We start from the raw sequence: 18048 nt of genomic DNA, 5'->3' as shown, positions 1-18048 counted from the left end.
GCCCCCGGCGCCGCTCGCACCGTGCCGCTCCCCGCCCGTACGGTCCCGTCCCGCCGCCCACTGCCGCTCGGCCCTGCGCTGCCCCGAGTCCCAGGGACCCGCTGCGGCGACGGCACCGACGGCGAGCAGCAGGCCGACCGCGGCGGCCCCCGCCGTGACCTGCCACACTTTCGGCTCAAGCACGGCTGAACAGCCCCTTTCGCGATCACACACCTGCGTGGGGGACACTTAATCACTGCGCCTTGCCACGAGCACGGCACCCCGGTCGGCCAGGCCTGTCCGGCCGGGTCACGGGGGGCCACCTCCGCGAAGACGCAGCACCTGACCCGATGTACGCACGCATGTGTTGATCATGGAGGAGCCACCCGTGGAGTTCGACGTCACCATCGAGATCCCTAAGGGTTCGCGGAACAAGTACGAGGTGGACCACGAGACCGGTCGGATCCGACTCGACCGTCGTCTCTTCACCTCGACCAGCTACCCGGCGGACTACGGCTTCGTCGAGAACACCCTCGGCGAGGACGGCGACCCGCTGGACGCGCTGGTCATCCTGGACGAGCCGACGTTCCCCGGCTGTCTCATCAAGTGCCGGGCGATCGGCATGTTCCGGATGACGGACGAGGCCGGCGGCGACGACAAGCTGCTGTGCGTACCGGCGTCCGACCCCCGGGTCGAGCACCTGCGCGACATCCACCACGTCTCGGAGTTCGACCGCCTGGAGATCCAGCACTTCTTCGAGGTCTACAAGGACCTGGAGCCCGGCAAGTCCGTCGAGGGCGCCGACTGGGTCGGCCGTACGGAGGCGGAGGCCGAGATCGAGAAGTCGTACAAGCGCCTCGAAGCCCAGGGTGGCGCGCACTGAACGCAGGTCTCGCGCACTGAACGCGGGGCCTCGTGACGCAGGGTCTCGCGCACTGAGCGCGTAGCTCCGGCGGAACCACATGGATGGGCGGCTCACCCCCTGGGGCGGGCCGCCCATCCATGTGTGACCAGCCATGTTCACGCACATACTGGGCAGACGTGACCGGTGACGAAGATCGTCGGCGAAGGGACGGGGAGGTGAGCGGTGGCCGAGCAGGACGGGCCTGAGGACCGCAAACCTCAGTCGGACGAGGCGCACAGCGCCTTCACCCCGCCCCTCGGCGTGGAGCAGCCTCCCCTTCCTGAGGACGAGCACCCGACGTCGGAGTTCGCGATCCCGGAGGGCCTCAGTACGGAGGCGCCGGAGGACTCCGAGGGCCCGGAGCGATCGGCCTTCGAGGCGCCGGGCTCCGGCCCCGCCTCGGGCACCGGCCGTCATCCGTCGCCTCCCGCCTTCACCCCAGCCGAGGGTTTCCCGATGGTCCGGCTGACCAAGGAGGCGCCCTGGCAGGACCGGATGCGCACGCTGCTGCGGATGCCGGTCGGCGACCGGCCCGTACCGGAGACCGTGCAGCGGCACGACGACGTGGGACCGGCGGTGCCGCGCGTGCTGGACCTGACGCTGCGCATCGGCGAGCTGCTGCTCGCCGGGGGCGAGGGCGCCGAGGACGTCGAGGCGGCGATGTTCGGGGTGAGCCACGCGTACGGGCTCGACCGCTGCGAGCCGACCGTCACCTTCACCCTGCTGTCGATCTCCCACCAGCCGTCGCTGGTGGAGGACCCGGTGACGGCCAGCAGGACCGTACGGCGCCGGGGCACCGACTACACCCGGCTGTCCGCCGTCTACACCCTCCTCGACGACATCACAGGCGGTACGGACGTCACGCTGGAGGAGGCGTACCGGCGGCTCGCCGAGATCCGCCGTAACCGGCACCCGTACCCCGGCTGGGTGCTGACAGCGGCGAGCGGACTGCTCGCCGGGTCGGCCTCCGTGCTGGTCGGCGGTGATCTGGTGGTGTTCGCGTTCGCCGCGATCGGCGCCATGCTCGGCGACCGGCTGGCCTGGCTGTGCGCGGGGCGCGGGCTGCCGGAGTTCTACCAGTTCGTGGCAGCGGCGATGCCCCCGGCCGCGATGGGCGTCTCGCTGATCCTGCTCAGCTCGGCGGTGGACTGGGGCAGCAAGCCGTCGGCGGTGATCACCGGTGGACTGTTCGCCCTGCTGCCGGGGCGGGCCCTGGTGGCCGGCGTACAGGACGGGCTGACCGGCTACTACATCACGGCGGCGGCACGGCTGCTGGAAGTCATGTACTTCTTCATCGCGATCGTCATCGGGGTGCTGATCGTGCTGTATCTGGGGGTGCAGCTCCACGCCGGTCTGAACCCCGACACCGCAGTCACCACCCATCCACGGCCGGTGATCCAGATCGTGGTGTCGGTGGGCTTGAGCTTCGCCTTCGCGATCCTGCTTCAGCAGGAACGTTCCACCGTGCTGATGGTGTCCCTCAACGGCGGCGTGGCCTGGATCGTCTTCGCGGCGATGCACGACATCGGGCATATCTCACCGGTGGCCTCCACGGCGGTCGCCGCCGGGCTGGTCGGCCTGTTCGGGCAGCTCTTCTCGCGCTACCAGTTCGCTTCGGCGCTGCCGTACGTCACGGCCGCGATCGGGCCGCTGCTGCCGGGTTCGGCGACGTACTTCGGGCTGCTCGGCATCGCCCAGAACGAGCTGGACAAGGGGCTCGCCTCGCTCTCCAAGGCGGTGGCGCTGGCCCTGGCGATCGCGATCGGGGTGAATCTGGGAGGCGAGATCTCCCGGCTGTTCATCAAGCTCCCGGGAGCGGGCCAGGCGTCGAGCCGCCGCGCGGCCAAGCGGACACGCGGCTTCTGACGCCAGGACTCGGAACCGGTGACCGACGTCAGCGCTTGGCGTGCCGGCCACGGGCGCCGGGCCCCGGGTTGTCGTCCGGCGTCTCGTCCGTCCTGAGGGCGGCGGCGCCGGGAGCCGGGGCTCCGCCGGGCGTCGCGCCCGCGCCCGCCTTCCTGGACTTCGAGCGCGCCCGCAGGTACTCGATCGCGATCGGCACGACCGAGACCAGCACGATGGCGACCAGGATCAGCTCGATGTGCGCGTTGACGAAGTCGATCTTGCCGAGCGCGGCGCCCAGCAGCGTGACTCCCACGCCCCACAGGGTGCCGCCGATGACGTTGAAGGTGATGAACGAGCGATAGTTCATCCGGCTCACACCGGCGATGATCGGGGTGAACGTCCGGACGACCGGCACGAAGCGCGCCAGCACCAGGGACTTCGGGCCGTACTTCTCGAAGAACTCGTGCGCCTTCTCGACGTTCTCCTGCTTGAAGAGCTTCGAGTCGGGTCGCTTGAACAGCGAGGGCCCGACCTTCCGCCCGAAGAGATAGCCGACCTGGTCACCGACGGCCGCGGCCACCGCCACCAGCACGCAGACGAGCCACAGCGGCTTGTCCAGCGTGCCGGCGGTCACCAGCAGCCCGGTGGTGAAGAGCAGTGAGTCCCCGGGCAGGAAGAACCCGATGAGGAGTCCGGACTCGGCGAAGACGACGACCAGGACTCCGATGAGACCGAAGGTCCCGATCAGATAGTCCGGGTCCAGCCAGTTGGGGCCGAGCGCAAGGGTGGTCACGGGTTCCGGACTCCTGTGTCGATAGTCGGTCGATCGTCGATTCGGCGTTATCGGCCGCCCTAAGCTATCAACGACTGCCGGGTCCCCCTGGTTCCACCCGCCCCCGGGGGAGGCGGGCCCGTGCGTTCCCCGCCGTCAGCCTTGGCGGCGCCCGGCGTTCGCGACGACCGCCCGGCTCAAGTATGCGGCGAGACCGGGCGCTTGGGCGTCCAGATTCCGGGCGTACCGCTCGTCGTCCACGTACATCCTGCCGAGCGCCGCGTGCAGCTCGTGCGAGCAGTCGTAGAAGTTACGGCTGATCTGCTCGCGGTGCTCCTCGGCGAGGTCCATGGCCTCCTCGCCCTCCGGCGCGGCGCCCGTCCCCATCAGCGCGATCAGCCGGTTGTTCAGGTCCGTACCCTCGGCCGAGATCCTCAGCCAGTCCTGCTTGGTGTACGAGGCGCTCCTCTGCTGCGACTGGGCGTACGCCTCGGTGTTGCCCCAGCGCTCCTCGACCTCTTGTGCGTACTGCTCCGGGTCGTGCTCCCCGAAGACCTCGAACTTCTCCTCGGGGGTGAGATTGATGCCCATCTTCCGCGCCTCCATCGCCGCTTCGACGGCGGCGGCCATGCGCTGGAGTTGCTCGATCCGGTCGGACAGCAACTGATGCTGACGCCGCAGGTGCTCCTGCGGCTCCGCGTCCGGGTCGTCCAGCAGGACCGCCACCTCGTCGAGCGGGAAGCCCAGCTCCCGGTAGAACAGGATCTGCTGCAACCGGTCGAGGTCGGCGTCGTCGTACCGCCGGTGGCCCGCGTGGCTGCGCCCGCCCGGTGAGAGCAGGCCGATCGCGTCGTAGTGGTGGAGGGTACGCACCGTGACGCCCGCGAAAGCGCCGACCTGTCCTACGGAGTAGCTCATCGCTCCCCGCTCCCTTCGTGTGTGCCTGACGCGTCTCAGCCTGAGTCCTCACGCGACGTGAGGTGCAAGCCGAAAGGACAAGTGAAAAGCACGGGCCGAAGGGGCGGGGAGAACGAGAAGGCGCGGCAGCGCGCGGGCGGCGGTCCGGACAGGGTCCGGGATGCTGGGCCTGGGGTGCTGGGCCCGGGGTGCTAGCCCACGGCGCCCTTCACCTTGACCGTGAGCCGCGCCGTGCTGTTCGCCTTGTTCGTGTCGTACGCCAGCTCGACCCCGTTCACGGAGAGGGGGTAGACCTTCCCGCTGGTCCTGGCAGGCGCGTCCTTGTCGACCGTCACCGTGAACGGCAGCGCCAGGGACTGGCCCACGCTGAACGGCGAGCCGATCGCGCACATGTACTGCGGGGCGCCGGGGGCGGGTTCGCCCGAACCGACGCCGTCCCACGGACGGCAGCGTTCGGGGACCGTCACAGCGGTCGTGCCCTCGGGGATCTCGACCACCACGCCGAGCTGGTCGTCGGAGGTGAGCAGGTCGAAGGTCGCGGGGCCGTTGTTACGGACCTTCGCCGTCAGCGTGACCTGGTCGCCCGGGGCGGCCGTGACCGTACCCCCGCCGACCGCGATGTCGGCGCTGTTGGCCGAGTCGACCTGCCACAGCCGGTGATCGGTGCCGCCGGGGTCCGGCACGGTGCCGCCGTCCTGTACGAGCGCGAGCACCGGCCCGCTGCCCTTGACCGCAGGCACCGTGTCCGCCGTGTCCGCCGCGTCCGCCGGGACCGAGGTGGCGGCGGGCGTCGTCTGGTAGTCGACGAAGTCGAAGAGCGCCGTCTTCTTCACGGTGATGCCCACCGGCGTGGACAGCCGGTACGTCTTGCCCGGCTCGACCGGGGTCGCGATGTGGCACACCGCGTCGGCCAGCGTCCGGCCCTCGGCCTGGGAGACATCGTCGGTCGTGCCGTACGAACAGTTGGAGAACCGCTGCGCGAAGCCGAGGCCCTGTGTGGAGGCGAGCCGCAGTTCCACGCCCTGAGCCGTCAGCGATCCGGTGTTCCCGATCGTCAGCGGCGCGTCCAGGGTCGTACCGGGCGTGGCGGCGTCGACGGTTGAGAACTGGTTCACGACCAGCCCCACGGTGCCGACGCTGACCTTGACGGGCACCTCGGTGACGGTCGCGTTGGAGGACGTGGCGTAGAGCTTCGCCGTACCCGTCGTACCGAGCGGCGCGCTCGCCTTGGCGTTCATTTCGAGGAGTCCGCCGGCGAAGCCGTCAGGGGCGATGTCCTGGGACCGCCAGGAGCACACATCGGCCACGCAGTCGGCGCCGCTGACGTCGGCGAAGGAGGAGATGCCGGAGACGTCGATCTTGACGACCACGTCCTTGGCGGTGCCGCCGTCGGCGTCGCCCTCCAGGCCCCAACTGATCTGCGGCGCGTCGCCCGGGTCGGCGGGCTGTGGCAGCCCGACCTGGTCTCTGGCGACGGTGAAGTTCAGGGAGGGCCCGTCCTGTGCGGCGGTGCCGCTTGCGGGGGCCGCCTGGGCGGGAGTTCCGACGAGCGCCACGCCGAGGAGGGTGACCGCGCAGGCGGTCAGGGTCGCGGTGGGGGTGGCGGCCCACCGGCGCCAGTTACGTGGTGACATTTATTGTTTACCCATCCATTCGCCGGAGTGTGCATTCCAGACACCTTGTGCGACGGACGGACGGCCCGAATGGTTGTGCGGAAGGACCATCGGACCGCGCCCGCCGGGCGACGCCCCGGGTTCCTTCGTATCCTCGCGAAGGGGGCCGGACCCGTCGCGAGGAGACCCGCTGATGCCGCTTCACCGAGGTAAGGACGACGCCCCCGGGGCTCACCGGACCGCCGAGCAGCGGGCCGAGGTGCGCAGGCTGTCGCTCAACCCCTTCTACGGTGCGGCCGACCCCGTCAGCGGAATGACCTCGGCCCCGCCCACGCGCCAAATCCCGGACGGACCCATGCCGCCCGCCACCGCGTACCAGCTCGTCCACGACGAGCTGATGCTCGACGGCAACTCCCGGCTCAACCTCGCCACGTTCGTCACCACCTGGATGGAGCCGCAGGCGAGTGTGCTGATGGCGGAGTGCCAGGACAAGAACATCATCGACAAGGACGAGTACCCCCGCACCGCCGAGCTGGAGCGGCGCTGTGTGGTGATGCTCGCCGACCTCTGGAACGCCCCCGATCCCGCCACCACCATCGGCTGCTCGACCACCGGGTCCAGCGAGGCCTGCATGCTCGCCGGGATGGCGCTCAAGCGCCGCTGGGCCCTGCGGAACGCCGACCGCTACCCGGCCACCGCGAAGCCGAACCTCGTCATGGGCATCAACGTGCAGGTGTGCTGGGAGAAGTTCTGCGCGTTCTGGGAGGTCGAGATGCGGCAGGTGCCCATGGAGGGCGACCGCTTCCACCTCGATCCGGAGGCCGCCGCCGCCCTCTGCGACGAGAACACCATCGGGGTCGTCGCCATCCTGGGCTCCACGTTCGACGGCTCCTACGAGCCCGTGGCCGAGCTGTGCGCCGCCCTGGACGACCTGCGGGACCGCAAGGGCATCGACGTACCCGTCCATGTCGACGGCGCCTCGGGGGGCATGATCGCGCCCTTCCTCGACGAGGATCTCGTCTGGGACTTCCGGCTGCCGCGCGTCTCGTCCATCAACGCCTCCGGGCACAAGTACGGCCTGGTCTACCCGGGCATCGGCTGGGCCCTCTGGCGCTCGCCGGACGAACTGCCGGAGGAGCTGATCTTCCGCGTGAACTACCTGGGCGGCGAGATGCCCACCTTCGCGCTGAACTTCTCCCGCCCCGGCGCCCAGGTCGTCGCGCAGTACTACACGCTGCTCCGGCTCGGCAGGGACGGCTACCGCGCCGTGCACCAGGCGGCGCGCGACATCGCGACCAAACTCGCCCTGCTGGTCGAGCAGATGGACGAGTTCCGGCTCATCACCCGGGGCGACGAGTTGCCGGTCTTCGCCTTCACCACAGCGCCGGACGTGCACAACTTCGACGTCTTCGACGTATCCCGCCGCCTGCGCGAGTACGGCTGGCTGGTCCCGGCCTACACCTTCCCCGCCAACCGCGAGGACCTGTCGGTCCTGCGCGTCGTCTGCCGCAACGGGTTCTCGGCCGACCTCGGCGAACTCCTGATCGCCGACCTGAAACGCCTGATGCCCGAACTCCACAACCAGCAGCACCCGTTGGGTCGCGAGAAGTCGAGGGCGACGGCTTTCCACCACTGAGGGCGTAGCACGCCCCATCCGGCCAGTCACGCAGTGTCCGCGAATCCCTCCATAAAGTGACGGATATCCGGCTACGCTCAACGCGGGCGACGCGTCGCCCCACACTCAGGAACCGCAGGGGGACTTGAACCGATGCCGCCCAACAACGCTCACCATCCTCCGGCTTCCCGATGGCACTTCAACCGCTTACACGGAGGGCGCCTACTCAGGCGACCTTGTCGAGGATCCAGCCGATGTCGAACAGCTCAGGCTTGCTTACGATCTGTTGCGGGACTCGTCTCTCTCGCCACGGGACTCCGTGGCCCTGATCCTGACTTTCTTGGAGGCCAGCACACCATGCGCATCTCCCGACCCGAGCTAAGCGCAATGGCCTGGCGCAAGTCCACCTACAGCAACTCCCAGGGAGGCAACTGCCTGGAGGTAGCGGACCGCGTCCCGGGCGTTGTCCCGGTCCGCGACAGTAAACGCCCCCATGCCCCGGCCCTCATCTTCGCCAACGCGACCTGGACGTCCTTCATCACCCAGGTCAAGGTCAACCACACAGCCTGATCATCTCTTGGGAGGCCAACACACCATGCGCGTCCCCCGACCCGACCTGAGCACGGCGGCCTGGCGCAAATCCAGCTACAGCAACTCGCAGGGCGGCGACTGCCTCGAAGTCGCCGACGGCCTGCGCAACGTGGTCCCGGTCCGCGACAGCAAGCGCCCCCACGCCCCCGCCGCCCTCTTCACCGCTCCGGCGTGGACCGCCTTCGTCACCCAGGTCAGGAACGGCGCCCGGCGCCCCCTCTGAGCCCGCACCCGTACGCCGCGCCCCCTCCCCTGACCGCCGTCTCAGCCCCGGCGGGGCTCACGCGTCGCGTACGGGTTCTCCTCGCCCGGCGCCAACACGCCCACGAACGGGGGCCCTTCGCCCGCGAAGGTGTACGCCCCCGCCTCGATCCGGGCGATCAGTCCTCGCGTCCAGCGCGCACCGGCGTCCGCCGTGTGCACCCACAGGTTCATGATCTCGCCGATATGGCCCAGGACTTCGGAACCCTGCTCGGGCACGTAGTGGTCGGTGACCGAACCGCGCCAGGCCTCGATGCCCCGTACCCGCTCCTTGAGCAGTTCGACCACCTCGGCACGCGGCAGGTCGACTATCGCGCCGATGCCCGCCGACAGGACGTCGGTGTTCTGGTCGTACGACGTCAGCGCCTGGCGCAGCAGCCTGAAGTACTCGTCGCGGCCGGCGTCCGTCATCTCGTACTCGGTACGCGGCGGCCCGCCCGCCGTGCTCGGCGCGACCTCGTGCGCCAGCAGGACGCCCTGCTTCGCCATCTGCTTCAGCGCGTGATAGATCGAGCCGGGCTTGGCGTTGGACCACTCGTGCGCGCCCCAGTACTCAAGGTCGTTGCGGACCTGATAGCCGTGGGCCCGTCCGTGCTGACGCACCGCGCTGAGCACGAGCAAACGGATCGCTGACATCCCCCCAGGCTAGGCCCTGTCGGGCACATCCCGCCCGGCACGCGGCGCCCGGCACGCGGCGCCCGGCACGCGCGCACGCGCGACGTCCCTCAGAGCGGGAACTTCGCGACGCCCGACTGCACGGATATCCACTTCCGGGTCGTGAAGGCCTCGATGGCCCCGTCGCCGTTGAGCCGGCCCAGGCCGGAGTTCTTCTCGCCGCCGAAGTCCGCCAGCGGGTCCTGCTGCACGGTGGAGTCGTTGACGTGGACCATGCCGGTGACGATGCGCTTGGCGATCCGTACGCCCCGCTCCACGTCGGCCGTGTGCACGGCCCCGCTCAGCCCGTACGGGGTGTTGTTGGCGATCCGTACGCCGTCGTCGTCGCCGTCGAACGACATCAGCAGCGCCACCGGGCCGAAGATCTCCTGCCGCATCAGCGGGGAGTCCTCCGGGAGGCCGGCCAGTACGGTCGGCTCGACGAGGTTGCCGCGCGTGCGACCGCGCAGGAGCGCTGTCGCGCCCTCCGCGAGCGCCTGGTCGACCACGGCGGTCATCGCGTCCGCCTGGAAGCTGTTGATGAGCGGGCCGATACGGGTGTCGGGCTCGCGCGGGTCCCCGGTCTTCAGCGCGGCCACCTTCGCCACGAACCGCTCGGTGAACTCCTTCTCCAGCTTGCGGTCGACCAGGATGCGGTTGGCGGCCATACAGACCTGCCCCTGGAAGACGAACCGGCTGGCGACCGCCGCGTCCACGGCGTGGTCGAGGCCCGCGTCGTCCAGGTCGTCGAGGACGAGGAACGCGCTGTTGCCGCTGAGTTGGAGGACCGTCCGCTTGAAGTGGCCGGCCGCGACCGTGGCGACATGCCGGCCGACCCGGTCGGTGCCGGCGAACGAGATGACCTTCGGGACGGGGTGTTCGAGCAGCGCGTCGCCGATCTCGGCGATGTCCGTGACGATGACGTTGAGCAGGCCCGCCGGCAGCCCCGCGTCTTCGAAGAGCTTGGCCACGAAACCGCCGCCCATGACGGGCGAGTGCTGGTTGGGCTTGATCACCACGGCGTTGCCGAGGGCCAGCGCGGGCGCGGCCGACATGATCGACATCGCCAGCGGGTAGTTGTACGGGTTGATGACGGTGACGACGCCGACAGGCTGCCGGTAGACGCGGCTCTCCTTGCCCTCCGAGGGAGAGGGCACCACCTGTCCGTCGGGAAGCACCGCGAGCAGGCTCGCCTGGCGCAACTGCTCCTGCGCCGAGTCGATTTCCATCAGGGCCTTGGGGCGCGTACCACCGAGCTCCTCGGTGAGCGCGTCGATGATCTCTTCCCTGCGCTCCTCGATCAGCGCGACAGCGCGCTCGAAGACCAGCCTGCGCCTGTACGGGTTGGTGGCCGCCCAGCCGGGCTGTGCCCGCTCCGCCGCGCGATAGGCGTCATCGACCTCGACAGTGGTGGCGACGGTGATCGCGGCGAGCTTCTCCCCGTTGAAGGGGTTGAAGTCGATGATGTCCCACGAGCCGCTACCGGTCCGCCACTCGCCGTCGATGTACTGATGGCCCAGCTCGGTGAAGTAGGACATGCGATCCCTTACTGTCAGGTACAAGCTCCTGATGTGACGTCATCGTACTGATGATTCAGACGAGTTGGAGCAGTCTGTGGAGAAGGTCGCGACTCGCCTCCGGGTCCGAACTCTCCTCGTGGAGGCGCTCCATCACCCGGCCGTACTGGGCGACCTCCTCCCGCTTGTCCACGTACAGCGCGCTGGTGAGCTGCTCCATGTAGACGACGTCGGAGAGGTCCGACTCCGGGAAGCTCAGCATGGCGAACGCCCCGGTCTCACCGGAGTGGCCGCCGAAGTCGAAGGGCATCACCTGGAGCGTGACATTCGGCTGCTCGGAGACGTCGAGGAGATGCTTCAACTGCCCGCGCATCACGGACGCGTCTCCGTACGGACGCCGCAGCGCGGCCTCGTCGAGCACGGCGTGGAAGCGCGGCGCTCTCTCCGACACCAGGACCTTCTGGCGTTCGAGCCGCAGCGCGACCCGGCGCTCGACCTCGGCGCAGTGCTTGGACGGATCGCCCATCCCGCGGGTGACGACGGCGTGCGCGTACGCCTCGGTCTGGAGCAGGCCGTGCACGAACTGGACCTCGTAGATACGGATCAGCGAGGCAGCGCCTTCGAGCCCGATGTACGTGGGGAACCAGCCCGGCAGTACGTCGCTGTAACTGTGCCACCAGCCGGCGACATTGGCCTCGCGTGCGAGTCCGAGGAGAGCTTCGCGCTCCCCTTCCTCCGCGACGCCGTAGAGCGTCAGCAGATCCTCGACGTCCCTGGACTTGAAGCTCACCCGTCCCAACTCCATGCGACTGATCTTGGACTCGGATGCTCGGATCGAGTAACCGGCAGCTTCGCGGGTGATCCCACGCGACTCCCGCAGCCGCCGTAGCTGTGAGCCCAGCAGGATGCGCCGCACCACGGAACCGCCCGATTCGGTTGCGGTCACGTCTTCAACCCTCCCCATCACTGTGGTTTGCCGGGCGGCCGCCCCGAACCCCGACTGCCGGATTCTGCCATCAAAACGCTTCAGCGCGTACTCATTCGATTACGGAAATAAGAAGGCTTTGAGAAGTCGTAGAAAGTAGTGCGGGGGAAAAATGTGCGGCAACCGGCACGTGAAGGTCCAATTCAGGCACGTGCACGTGCATCTGCCCTTGCATCTGCCCTGCGCATTCGGAACCATGGTGCTCGCGCACCTGCGTGCTCGTTCGTGATGTGACGTGTTGTGACGCTGAACCACCGCAGTATCGCTACGGCCGCGAATCCCGGGAGTGCCTCGCATGGGGATGAATGGATCGACCATGCTCGAGCCGTTACGGCAGGGGCTTCCACCGATAGACCAGTCGGCTGCCTCCAGCTCGGCGTCTTGTGCTCTGCCCGCACGCTACGAAGCGGTGCGCGCCGCCCGGCAGTTCACCCGGACCACGCTGACCAGGTGGGATCTCGACGACCGCTTCGACGATGTGGCACTGGTCGTGTCCGAACTCGTCACCAACGCCCTGCGCCACGCGCTGCCCGCCGATACGCCCAGGGAGCGCCAGGACCCGCCCGTACGGCTGCATCTGATGCGCTGGGCCTCGCGACTGGTGTGCGCCGTACGCGACCCCAGCCACGCGAGCCCCGAGGCGCGCGAGCCGGACGAGGACTGCGCGGCCGAATCGGGGCGCGGGCTCTTCCTGGTGGAGTCGTACAGCGACACCTGGGGGTGGCATCCGCTCGCCGGGTCGCTGCACGGCAAGGTCGTCTGGGCACTGTTCCTGCTGCAGAGCGGTTGAGACCGTCCAGGAGCGGTCGTACCGACTGCGGCGAAACGCGTACCGGCCGTCCGCTCGGAAGCGGGCGGCCGGATACGTATATGTACGGCGCTTGTTCGATCAGACCACGGCTGTCAGATGGTCGAACTCCCCGTCCTTGATACCGAGGAGCATGGCCTCAATCTCAGCCGTCGTGTAGACGAGCGCGGGCCCGTCGGGGTGGCGTGAGTTACGTACCGCCACCTCTCCCCCCGGCAGCTTGGCGAACTCCACACACGATCCCTGGGAGTTGCTGTGCCGGCTCTTCTGCCAGACGGCTCCGTGAAGCTCTGTCGCCGCCATGCCGTTGTAAACGTGGTGCACAGGTAGCTCCCCGAGATGCAAGGTGCAGGTGTCAACTACTCGGATCATAGCCATGTTTCTCGTGCCACTGCATGAGCAGATGCACGTGCACGCGCGGTGTTCCCGTGGTTACAGAGGCTCTCACGAGGCTCCGGCGTGGGCTTGTACCCCGGATAGAGACGCATACCGAATCGTTTTGGCTCCACTTTTGCCAAAAATGGTCCAGTCCACATGACAGGGGAGGCGGGACCCGGGCGGGGGCCCGCACGGGGGCTCGGGCCGGGCACGGACGCCGCGGCCAACTGTCTCAATCGCTTGACACACTTCGGACTCCCAGGTAACTGTATGAAGAAGTTGATACACCTCGTGGGAGGAAGCCCGCATGTGTGCTGCCGAGGAAATGGAACGTACGTGGCGGGTCGGGCTCGACATCCCCGTGCGATGGGCCGGTGCGGCAACCGGGATCGGAGTCAGCGCGCTCGTACCGTTCAGCCCGGAGTCCGATGTCGATCTGCTGTACGGAGTCGGCGTGTTCGGCCTGTGCGCCATGGCCGGCGTGTTCGCCGCGGACGTGATCGCGCGGCCGAGTCCCGGTGGGCTACGGACAGCGGCGATCACGCCCCGCCGGATTCGGGACTACCTGCCCCGGTCCCTCGCCGCTGTGCTGGCCACGCAGGCTGTTGTCCTGCTGGGACTCCTGATCACGGCCGCCATGTTGGCGGTGCCGGATGCGGCCGGTCGTTCAGGACGTGCGGTGTCCGCCACGTGCCCGGCCGGTACGCGGTTACTCTCGCCCTGGCCAGGCCCGTACTACGCCGGGCCGATCCTCGGCGGCCTCGCTCTCGGTATGGTCGCCTGTGCGCTGCTTCTGCGCCGCGTCACCGCGTGGTCCTGGAGCGACGACCACCGTCGTATGACCGTCCGGTCGGCGGTCGGCGCATTCGGGGTGCTGGTGAGCACCCCTCTGTTCGCTGTCTCCGTGACGATGGGTGCCGTGGTGCTGAGCTTGTCCTGTGCGGACGGATGGAGGAACGTGGCCTTGTGCGGGTTGGCCGTCACGGCTGTCGTCTCGGCGATGACGGCGTGTCACTGTCTCAACGTCCTGTTGCTGCCGCAGGTCTACCTCAAGGCCCGGCCATGACAACTAACGGCATCAGCATCAGTCTCAACCAGGCCTCCCCCGTCCCCGCGTACGAACAGCTCCGCTCACAGCTCGCCGATCTGATCTCCGTGGGCCGGCTGTCGCAGGGGGACAGGCTGCCGTCCGTGCGCCAGTTCGCCTCCGACCTCGGGCTGGCCAACAACACTGTCGTGCGCGCGTATCGCGAACTGGAGACCGCGGGCCTCGTCAAGAGCCGCCGAGGATCCGGCACCCAGGTGATCGCCCCGACGGCCACCACCGACGTCAAGGCCAAGCTCGCGGAACACGCGCGCAGTTACGCGGCTGCCGCCAAGCAGCTCAACGCCACCCACGAAGAAGCTCTCGCCGCGATCCGCCACGCACTCGCGACGCGGGACGCACTGTGAAGCCGGTACTCAGGCGTTCCATCCGCCGTTGACGTTGATGTCCGTACCCGTGATGTAGGAGGCGTCCGGGCCGGCGAGGAAGGCGACGGCAGCCGCCACTTCCTCGGGCCTCCCGTAGCGGTGGAACGGGAGGGAGGCGAGAGCCGCCCGCCCCAGATCGGTGTCCCGCGGAATCCCCATATCCGTTTCGGCGAAGGCGGACACGACCGTGTTCACGGTGATCTCGCGCGGGGCCAGCTCGTGTGCCCAGGAGCGACCGTAGATGCTCAGGGCCGCCTTGGTCGCGCTGTAGTCTCCGAAACCGGCTGTCCAGGCGCGCTGCGCGGTGATGGTGCCCATCGTGATGACGCGACCGCCGTCAGGCATGTGGGCCACCGCCTCGGACGTGGTGGTCACCACTCCGTGGACATTCACCGCCCACAGCCGTTCGGTCTCCTCCGGCGTGAGGGATCCCAGCGGGCCGCCGACGAAGATGGCGGCGCTGTTGACCAGGATGTCGATACGGCCGAATCGCTGAGCGACCTCCGCGACCAGCCGCACCACGTCTTCCCGCCGCCCCTGGTCGGCCCGCACGGCCACCGCACGAACGCCGAGGTGCTCCACGTCGCGCACGACAGCGTCGGCCTTGTCGCCCGACTTCTCGTAGGCGATCGCGACATCCGCTCCGGCCGCGGCCAGACGGCGTGCCGAGGCGGCCCCCAGGCCCCGGCTGCCGCCGGTCACGAGCGCGACCTTGCCCCGCAGATTCTTCTCGGCCATGGGTTCCTCACCGTTCAGACCTCACCGTGCAGAAAGGAGAACACTCGGACGCGCCCCGACGCCCTCGTCGACACCCCGACGCCCTCGTCGACGCACAGGCCGGCCCGATGTCCTCACCCTCACACGGCAGGCCGTCCTTCGCCCCGGCGCATGGTCCATCCGCGCCGGCGGGCCGGGCGGCCGTACGCCTCGCCGGTGACCAGGACTCGGCCCATGAACGGCGAGGTCAGACCTCCAGGAGGTAGTCGAACGCGCGCGGCAGGAGCTTCCACGCCTCGCGGCCCGCGGTGTATTCGGAATCGGTGAGCAGGCACGATTCGAGGAGCCGGCCGATCTCCTCCCGGTCGAGACCGGGCGAGGTGAAGACCAGGTGCTGGCAGCAGTCGCCGTGTTCGGGGTGCCAGTCGATGGCCGCGGCGGCGCGGCGTACCGGCGGGACGCTCTCCCAGGCGGCATCGGGTAGCGCGGCGAGCCAGGGGCCCGCGCTCTCCACGCAGAGCGCGCCGCCGGCCGCGTCCCAGGCCAGCAGGGTGTCGGGCCGGTCGGCGAGCCAGAAGCGGCCCCGGCTGCGGGCGGCGGCGCAGCACAGGTCCTCCAGCGCCTGGTGGAGCCGCTCGGGGTGGAAGGGCCGGTGGCGGTGCCAGACGTACGTACCGACCCCGCACTCGTCGGCGTCCTGCGGCAGCAGCGCGCAGGCCGGGTGCTGGCGGGCCGCCGCCGCTTCGACGTCGAATCCGGCCAGGGCCGCTTCGGCGAGTTCGCCGCCGGCTATCGCCACCTGTCGTGCGGTGGGGTGCAGTTGGGCGAGCAGCGCGCGATCTTCGTCGTCGGCGAGCGGGCTGTCGGCGATCGCGAGTACCGGCGCGTATTCGAGCTGGCGCGCCCAGGTGTCGGCGATGGTGCGCCGGTCGGCGGCGGCCGCGGCGAGGCCGGCGTCGGCGAGGTCGTCGCCGTTGCCGAGGTACGGCAGCAGCAGCGCGGGGTCGATCGCCGTCAGGACGGAGCTGACGACCAGCCGCCGGCCGTGCGCTGCGATGACCTCGGCCATCGCCTTGGGCTCGACCGAGTCCCACAGCTCGACGATCGCGAGCCGGGTGAGGCCGTCGTCGGCGAGCCGTTCCAGCTCGGGTACGAGGTCCTCGCGCAGCGCGCAGCAGGCGCAGTCGTTGACGAGCGGCGCCTCTCCGGTGGAGAGCACGTCGTCGACGTCCCTGACGGTACGCAGGACGGTGCCGCGCGCGGCCGTCGACAGGTCGTGGTGGAGCGCGACACTGCCGGGCACGGTGGCGAGCAGCATCCGTACGGCTTCTCGGCGCGCGTCGCTGTGGAGTCCGCCGACGAGGGCGACCGGGAGCCGGCCGTCGGGGGCGTGGCGGCCGTCGGGACGGTGAGGGCCGTGGGGTCGCTGGGTTCCGTCCATCAACGGGCCCCGGGCTTACCGCCGTAGCGGCGTTCGAAACGCTCCACGCGGCCGGCGGTGTCGAGGACACGCGCCGTACCCGTGTAGAAGGGATGGCTCGCCGACGAGGTCTCGACGTCGATGACGGGGTACGTACCGCCGTCCTCCCACTCCACCGTCTTCTGACTGTCGACGGTGGAGCGGGTGAGGAAGGCGAAGCCGGCCGCCTTGTCGCGGAAGACGACGGGCCGGTAGGTGGGATGGATGCCGGGCTTCATGGCGGTCCTCTCTGTTGGTGCTGCTCTGCGCCGGACCTTGACGGTCGGGCGTACTGCGGCGCGAGCCGTGGGGTTAGTATATGGAAATGGTTTCCATTACCAAAGAGAGGGGTGTGTGACCTTGTCCGCCCACTGCCAACTGACCGGCTCCAAGCCCGGCTTCGGCAACCAGATCTCCCACTCGCACCGGCGCACCTCACGCCGCTTCGACCCCAACGTCCAGCGCAAGCGCTACTGGCTGCCGAGCGAGGGCAGGTACGTCCGGCTCACCCTCAGTACCAAGGCGATCAGAAGGATCGACACCATCGGCATCGAGGCCGCCGTCGCGAGGATCCGGGCGCGCGGGGTGAAGGTCTGATGGCCAAGAAGAGCAAGGTGGTCCGTAATGAGCAGCGCAAGGAAGTGGTCGAGCGGTACGCGGCGCGCCGGGCGGAGCTGAAGGAGATCGTCCGGAGGCCCGGCACCCCGGAGGACGAACGGAGCCTGGCGCTGCGTGAGTTGCGGCGTCAGCCGCGTAACGCGAGTGCCACCCGGGTACGGAACAGGGACAGCGTGGACGGCAGGCCGCGCGGACACCTGAGGAAATTCGGACTGTCCCGGGTCAGAATGCGCGAGCAGGCCCACGCGGGATTTCTCCCGGGAGTGCGCAAGTCGTCCTGGTAGCTTGACCCGGTCTTGTCCGGGAGCCGACCAAAAGGGGACATGAACGTGCACAAGTTCGCAGGAACAGGCGCGGCGGTGGCCGGACTCGCCGCCGCGCTCCTCCTCACCGGATGCGGCGGCAGCGGTGACAGCGGCAGTAGCGCGAACAAGGCGGACAAGGCAGCGCAGGGCGACAGCGCCGCCGCCACCCCGAGTGCGGCTTCCGCCGGTCCGCCCGCCCCGAGCGCCGATCTGACCCGGGCGGCCAAGGGCCTGGAAGGCGCCTGGGCCGGGCTGACGGACGGCAAAAGCGTGACGCTCCTGGTCAAGGAGGGCAAGGCGGCGCTGGTCGCCGACCAGCATGTCTGCTCGGGCTCCTTGCAGGACATGGGACAGCCGATGCTGGCGCTCACCTGCACCGACGGCAACACCGACCGGACGATGGGCACGATCCAGTCGAACGACGGCAAGAAGCTGGTGCTCTCCTGGGGGTCGCGGAAGGACACCCTGATGAAGGCGGACACCGCGGACGCGCCTTCGGCCCTCCCGAAGCCCTGACCTGCGCGGGACCCTGACCTGCGCGGGCCCCACCCCGCGCGTCAGCCCCGCGAGCCACCCGGGCGGATCCGGCCCCTGCGGTCCTCGGGCGGCGCGGCCCCCGGCACATGCGCCCGGTCG

The 18048-nt window shown here is 69.3% G+C and carries 21 protein-coding genes and 1 pseudogene; 11 read left to right on the top strand and 11 right to left on the bottom strand.

The window, feature by feature from the left end:
• Positions 1-183: pseudogene (locus tag QR77_RS48985) on the bottom strand (D-alanyl-D-alanine carboxypeptidase); the annotation flags it as partial.
• A 184-nt stretch (positions 184-367) separates the two neighbouring features.
• Here QR77_RS48985 and QR77_RS23085 point away from each other — a divergent pair.
• Complete coding sequence (locus QR77_RS23085) at positions 368-862, top strand: inorganic diphosphatase (RefSeq protein WP_040024029.1); 495 nt, start codon at positions 368-370, stop codon at positions 860-862.
• Positions 863-1066: 204 nt separating this feature from the next.
• Positions 1067-2749 carry a threonine/serine exporter family protein gene (locus QR77_RS23080; RefSeq protein ID WP_040024028.1) on the top strand — a complete coding sequence of 561 codons (1683 nt, stop codon included), beginning with the start codon at positions 1067-1069 and terminating at the stop codon, positions 2747-2749.
• Between the two features lie 28 nt (positions 2750-2777).
• On the opposite strand, the gene QR77_RS23075 is transcribed toward QR77_RS23080, so the two are convergent.
• The 3 genes from QR77_RS23075 to QR77_RS23065 form a co-directional block, all read right to left on the bottom strand.
• Entirely contained in the window at positions 2778-3521 is a 744-nt protein-coding gene (locus tag QR77_RS23075) for a VTT domain-containing protein (RefSeq protein ID WP_040024027.1), read from the bottom strand.
• A gap of 135 nt (positions 3522-3656) precedes the next feature.
• A complete protein-coding gene (locus QR77_RS23070) occupies positions 3657-4418 on the bottom strand; it encodes a MerR family transcriptional regulator (protein ID WP_040024025.1) in 762 nt (253 codons plus the stop codon).
• 191 nt (positions 4419-4609) lie between these two features.
• On the bottom strand, positions 4610-6052 hold the full coding sequence (locus QR77_RS23065; protein ID WP_040024024.1) for a DUF11 domain-containing protein: 1443 nt from the start codon (positions 6050-6052) through the stop codon (positions 4610-4612).
• Between the two features lie 172 nt (positions 6053-6224).
• Between QR77_RS23065 and QR77_RS23060 the strand changes: the two genes are divergently transcribed.
• The 3 genes from QR77_RS23060 to QR77_RS23050 all read left to right on the top strand — a co-directional run bounded on the left by QR77_RS23060 (position 6225) and on the right by QR77_RS23050 (position 8460).
• Positions 6225-7667 (top strand): glutamate decarboxylase, encoded by a 1443-nt coding sequence (locus tag QR77_RS23060; RefSeq protein WP_040024023.1) that lies wholly within the window; start codon positions 6225-6227, stop codon positions 7665-7667.
• A gap of 366 nt (positions 7668-8033) precedes the next feature.
• Positions 8034-8216: a DUF397 domain-containing protein gene (locus tag QR77_RS23055; protein WP_040024022.1), complete on the top strand. Its 183-nt coding sequence runs from the start codon at positions 8034-8036 to the stop codon at positions 8214-8216.
• A 25-nt stretch (positions 8217-8241) separates the two neighbouring features.
• Positions 8242-8460 carry a DUF397 domain-containing protein gene (locus QR77_RS23050; RefSeq protein WP_040024021.1) on the top strand — a complete coding sequence of 73 codons (219 nt, stop codon included), beginning with the start codon at positions 8242-8244 and terminating at the stop codon, positions 8458-8460.
• A gap of 41 nt (positions 8461-8501) precedes the next feature.
• Here QR77_RS23050 and QR77_RS23045 read toward each other — a convergent pair whose 3' ends face one another.
• The 3 genes from QR77_RS23045 to QR77_RS23035 form a co-directional block, all read right to left on the bottom strand.
• Positions 8502-9134, bottom strand: a complete 633-nt coding sequence (locus tag QR77_RS23045; RefSeq protein ID WP_040024020.1) for a PadR family transcriptional regulator — start codon at positions 9132-9134, stop codon at positions 8502-8504.
• An 89-nt stretch (positions 9135-9223) separates the two neighbouring features.
• Entirely contained in the window at positions 9224-10690 is a 1467-nt protein-coding gene (locus QR77_RS23040; RefSeq protein ID WP_040024019.1) for an aldehyde dehydrogenase family protein, read from the bottom strand.
• 55 nt (positions 10691-10745) lie between these two features.
• Complete coding sequence (locus QR77_RS23035) at positions 10746-11615, bottom strand: helix-turn-helix transcriptional regulator (RefSeq protein WP_040024018.1); 870 nt, start codon at positions 11613-11615, stop codon at positions 10746-10748.
• A 334-nt stretch (positions 11616-11949) separates the two neighbouring features.
• Between QR77_RS23035 and QR77_RS23030 the strand changes: the two genes are divergently transcribed.
• Positions 11950-12444, top strand: a complete 495-nt coding sequence (locus tag QR77_RS23030) for an ATP-binding protein (RefSeq protein ID WP_040024017.1) — start codon at positions 11950-11952, stop codon at positions 12442-12444.
• Between the two features lie 99 nt (positions 12445-12543).
• On the opposite strand, the gene QR77_RS23025 is transcribed toward QR77_RS23030, so the two are convergent.
• Complete coding sequence (locus tag QR77_RS23025; protein ID WP_040024016.1) at positions 12544-12786, bottom strand: DUF397 domain-containing protein; 243 nt, start codon at positions 12784-12786, stop codon at positions 12544-12546.
• A gap of 361 nt (positions 12787-13147) precedes the next feature.
• On the opposite strand from QR77_RS23025, the gene QR77_RS23020 reads away from it, so the two are divergent.
• A complete protein-coding gene (locus QR77_RS23020; RefSeq protein ID WP_236710780.1) occupies positions 13148-13906 on the top strand; it encodes a hypothetical protein in 759 nt (252 codons plus the stop codon).
• Positions 13903-14292, top strand: coding sequence for a GntR family transcriptional regulator (locus QR77_RS23015; RefSeq protein WP_040024015.1), 390 nt, complete (start codon positions 13903-13905; stop codon positions 14290-14292). Before QR77_RS23020 ends, QR77_RS23015 begins: the two co-directional genes overlap by 4 nt.
• Positions 14293-14301: 9 nt before the next feature.
• Here the strand turns inward: QR77_RS23015 and QR77_RS23010 are convergent, their stop codons facing one another.
• From QR77_RS23010 to QR77_RS23000, 3 genes are all read right to left on the bottom strand, one after another.
• Positions 14302-15051 (bottom strand): SDR family oxidoreductase, encoded by a 750-nt coding sequence (locus QR77_RS23010; RefSeq protein WP_040024014.1) that lies wholly within the window; start codon positions 15049-15051, stop codon positions 14302-14304.
• A 226-nt stretch (positions 15052-15277) separates the two neighbouring features.
• Positions 15278-16348 (bottom strand): GTP-binding protein, encoded by a 1071-nt coding sequence (locus QR77_RS23005; protein ID WP_236711145.1) that lies wholly within the window; start codon positions 16346-16348, stop codon positions 15278-15280.
• A 122-nt stretch (positions 16349-16470) separates the two neighbouring features.
• On the bottom strand, positions 16471-16728 hold the full coding sequence (locus tag QR77_RS23000) for a type B 50S ribosomal protein L31 (RefSeq protein ID WP_040024013.1): 258 nt from the start codon (positions 16726-16728) through the stop codon (positions 16471-16473).
• A 121-nt stretch (positions 16729-16849) separates the two neighbouring features.
• Here QR77_RS23000 and rpmB point away from each other — a divergent pair, with 121 nt between their 5' ends.
• The 3 genes from rpmB to QR77_RS22985 are packed head-to-tail and all read left to right on the top strand — an operon-like array spanning position 16850 to position 17928.
• Positions 16850-17086, top strand: a complete 237-nt coding sequence (gene rpmB / locus QR77_RS22995; RefSeq protein ID WP_040028502.1) for a 50S ribosomal protein L28 — start codon at positions 16850-16852, stop codon at positions 17084-17086.
• Positions 17086-17391 carry a 30S ribosomal protein S14 gene (gene rpsN, locus QR77_RS22990; protein WP_040024012.1) on the top strand — a complete coding sequence of 102 codons (306 nt, stop codon included), beginning with the start codon at positions 17086-17088 and terminating at the stop codon, positions 17389-17391. The genes rpmB and rpsN overlap by 1 nt, the downstream gene beginning before the upstream one ends.
• Before the next feature lie 39 nt (positions 17392-17430).
• Positions 17431-17928 (top strand): hypothetical protein, encoded by a 498-nt coding sequence (locus QR77_RS22985; RefSeq protein WP_040024011.1) that lies wholly within the window; start codon positions 17431-17433, stop codon positions 17926-17928.
• Positions 17929-18048: the final 120 nt, after the last annotated feature.

It is taken from the genome of Streptomyces sp. 150FB (assembly GCF_000818195.1).
Taxonomy (GTDB): Bacteria; Actinomycetota; Actinomycetes; order Streptomycetales; family Streptomycetaceae; genus Streptomyces.
This window is presented reverse-complemented; position numbering and strand designations above follow the sequence as displayed.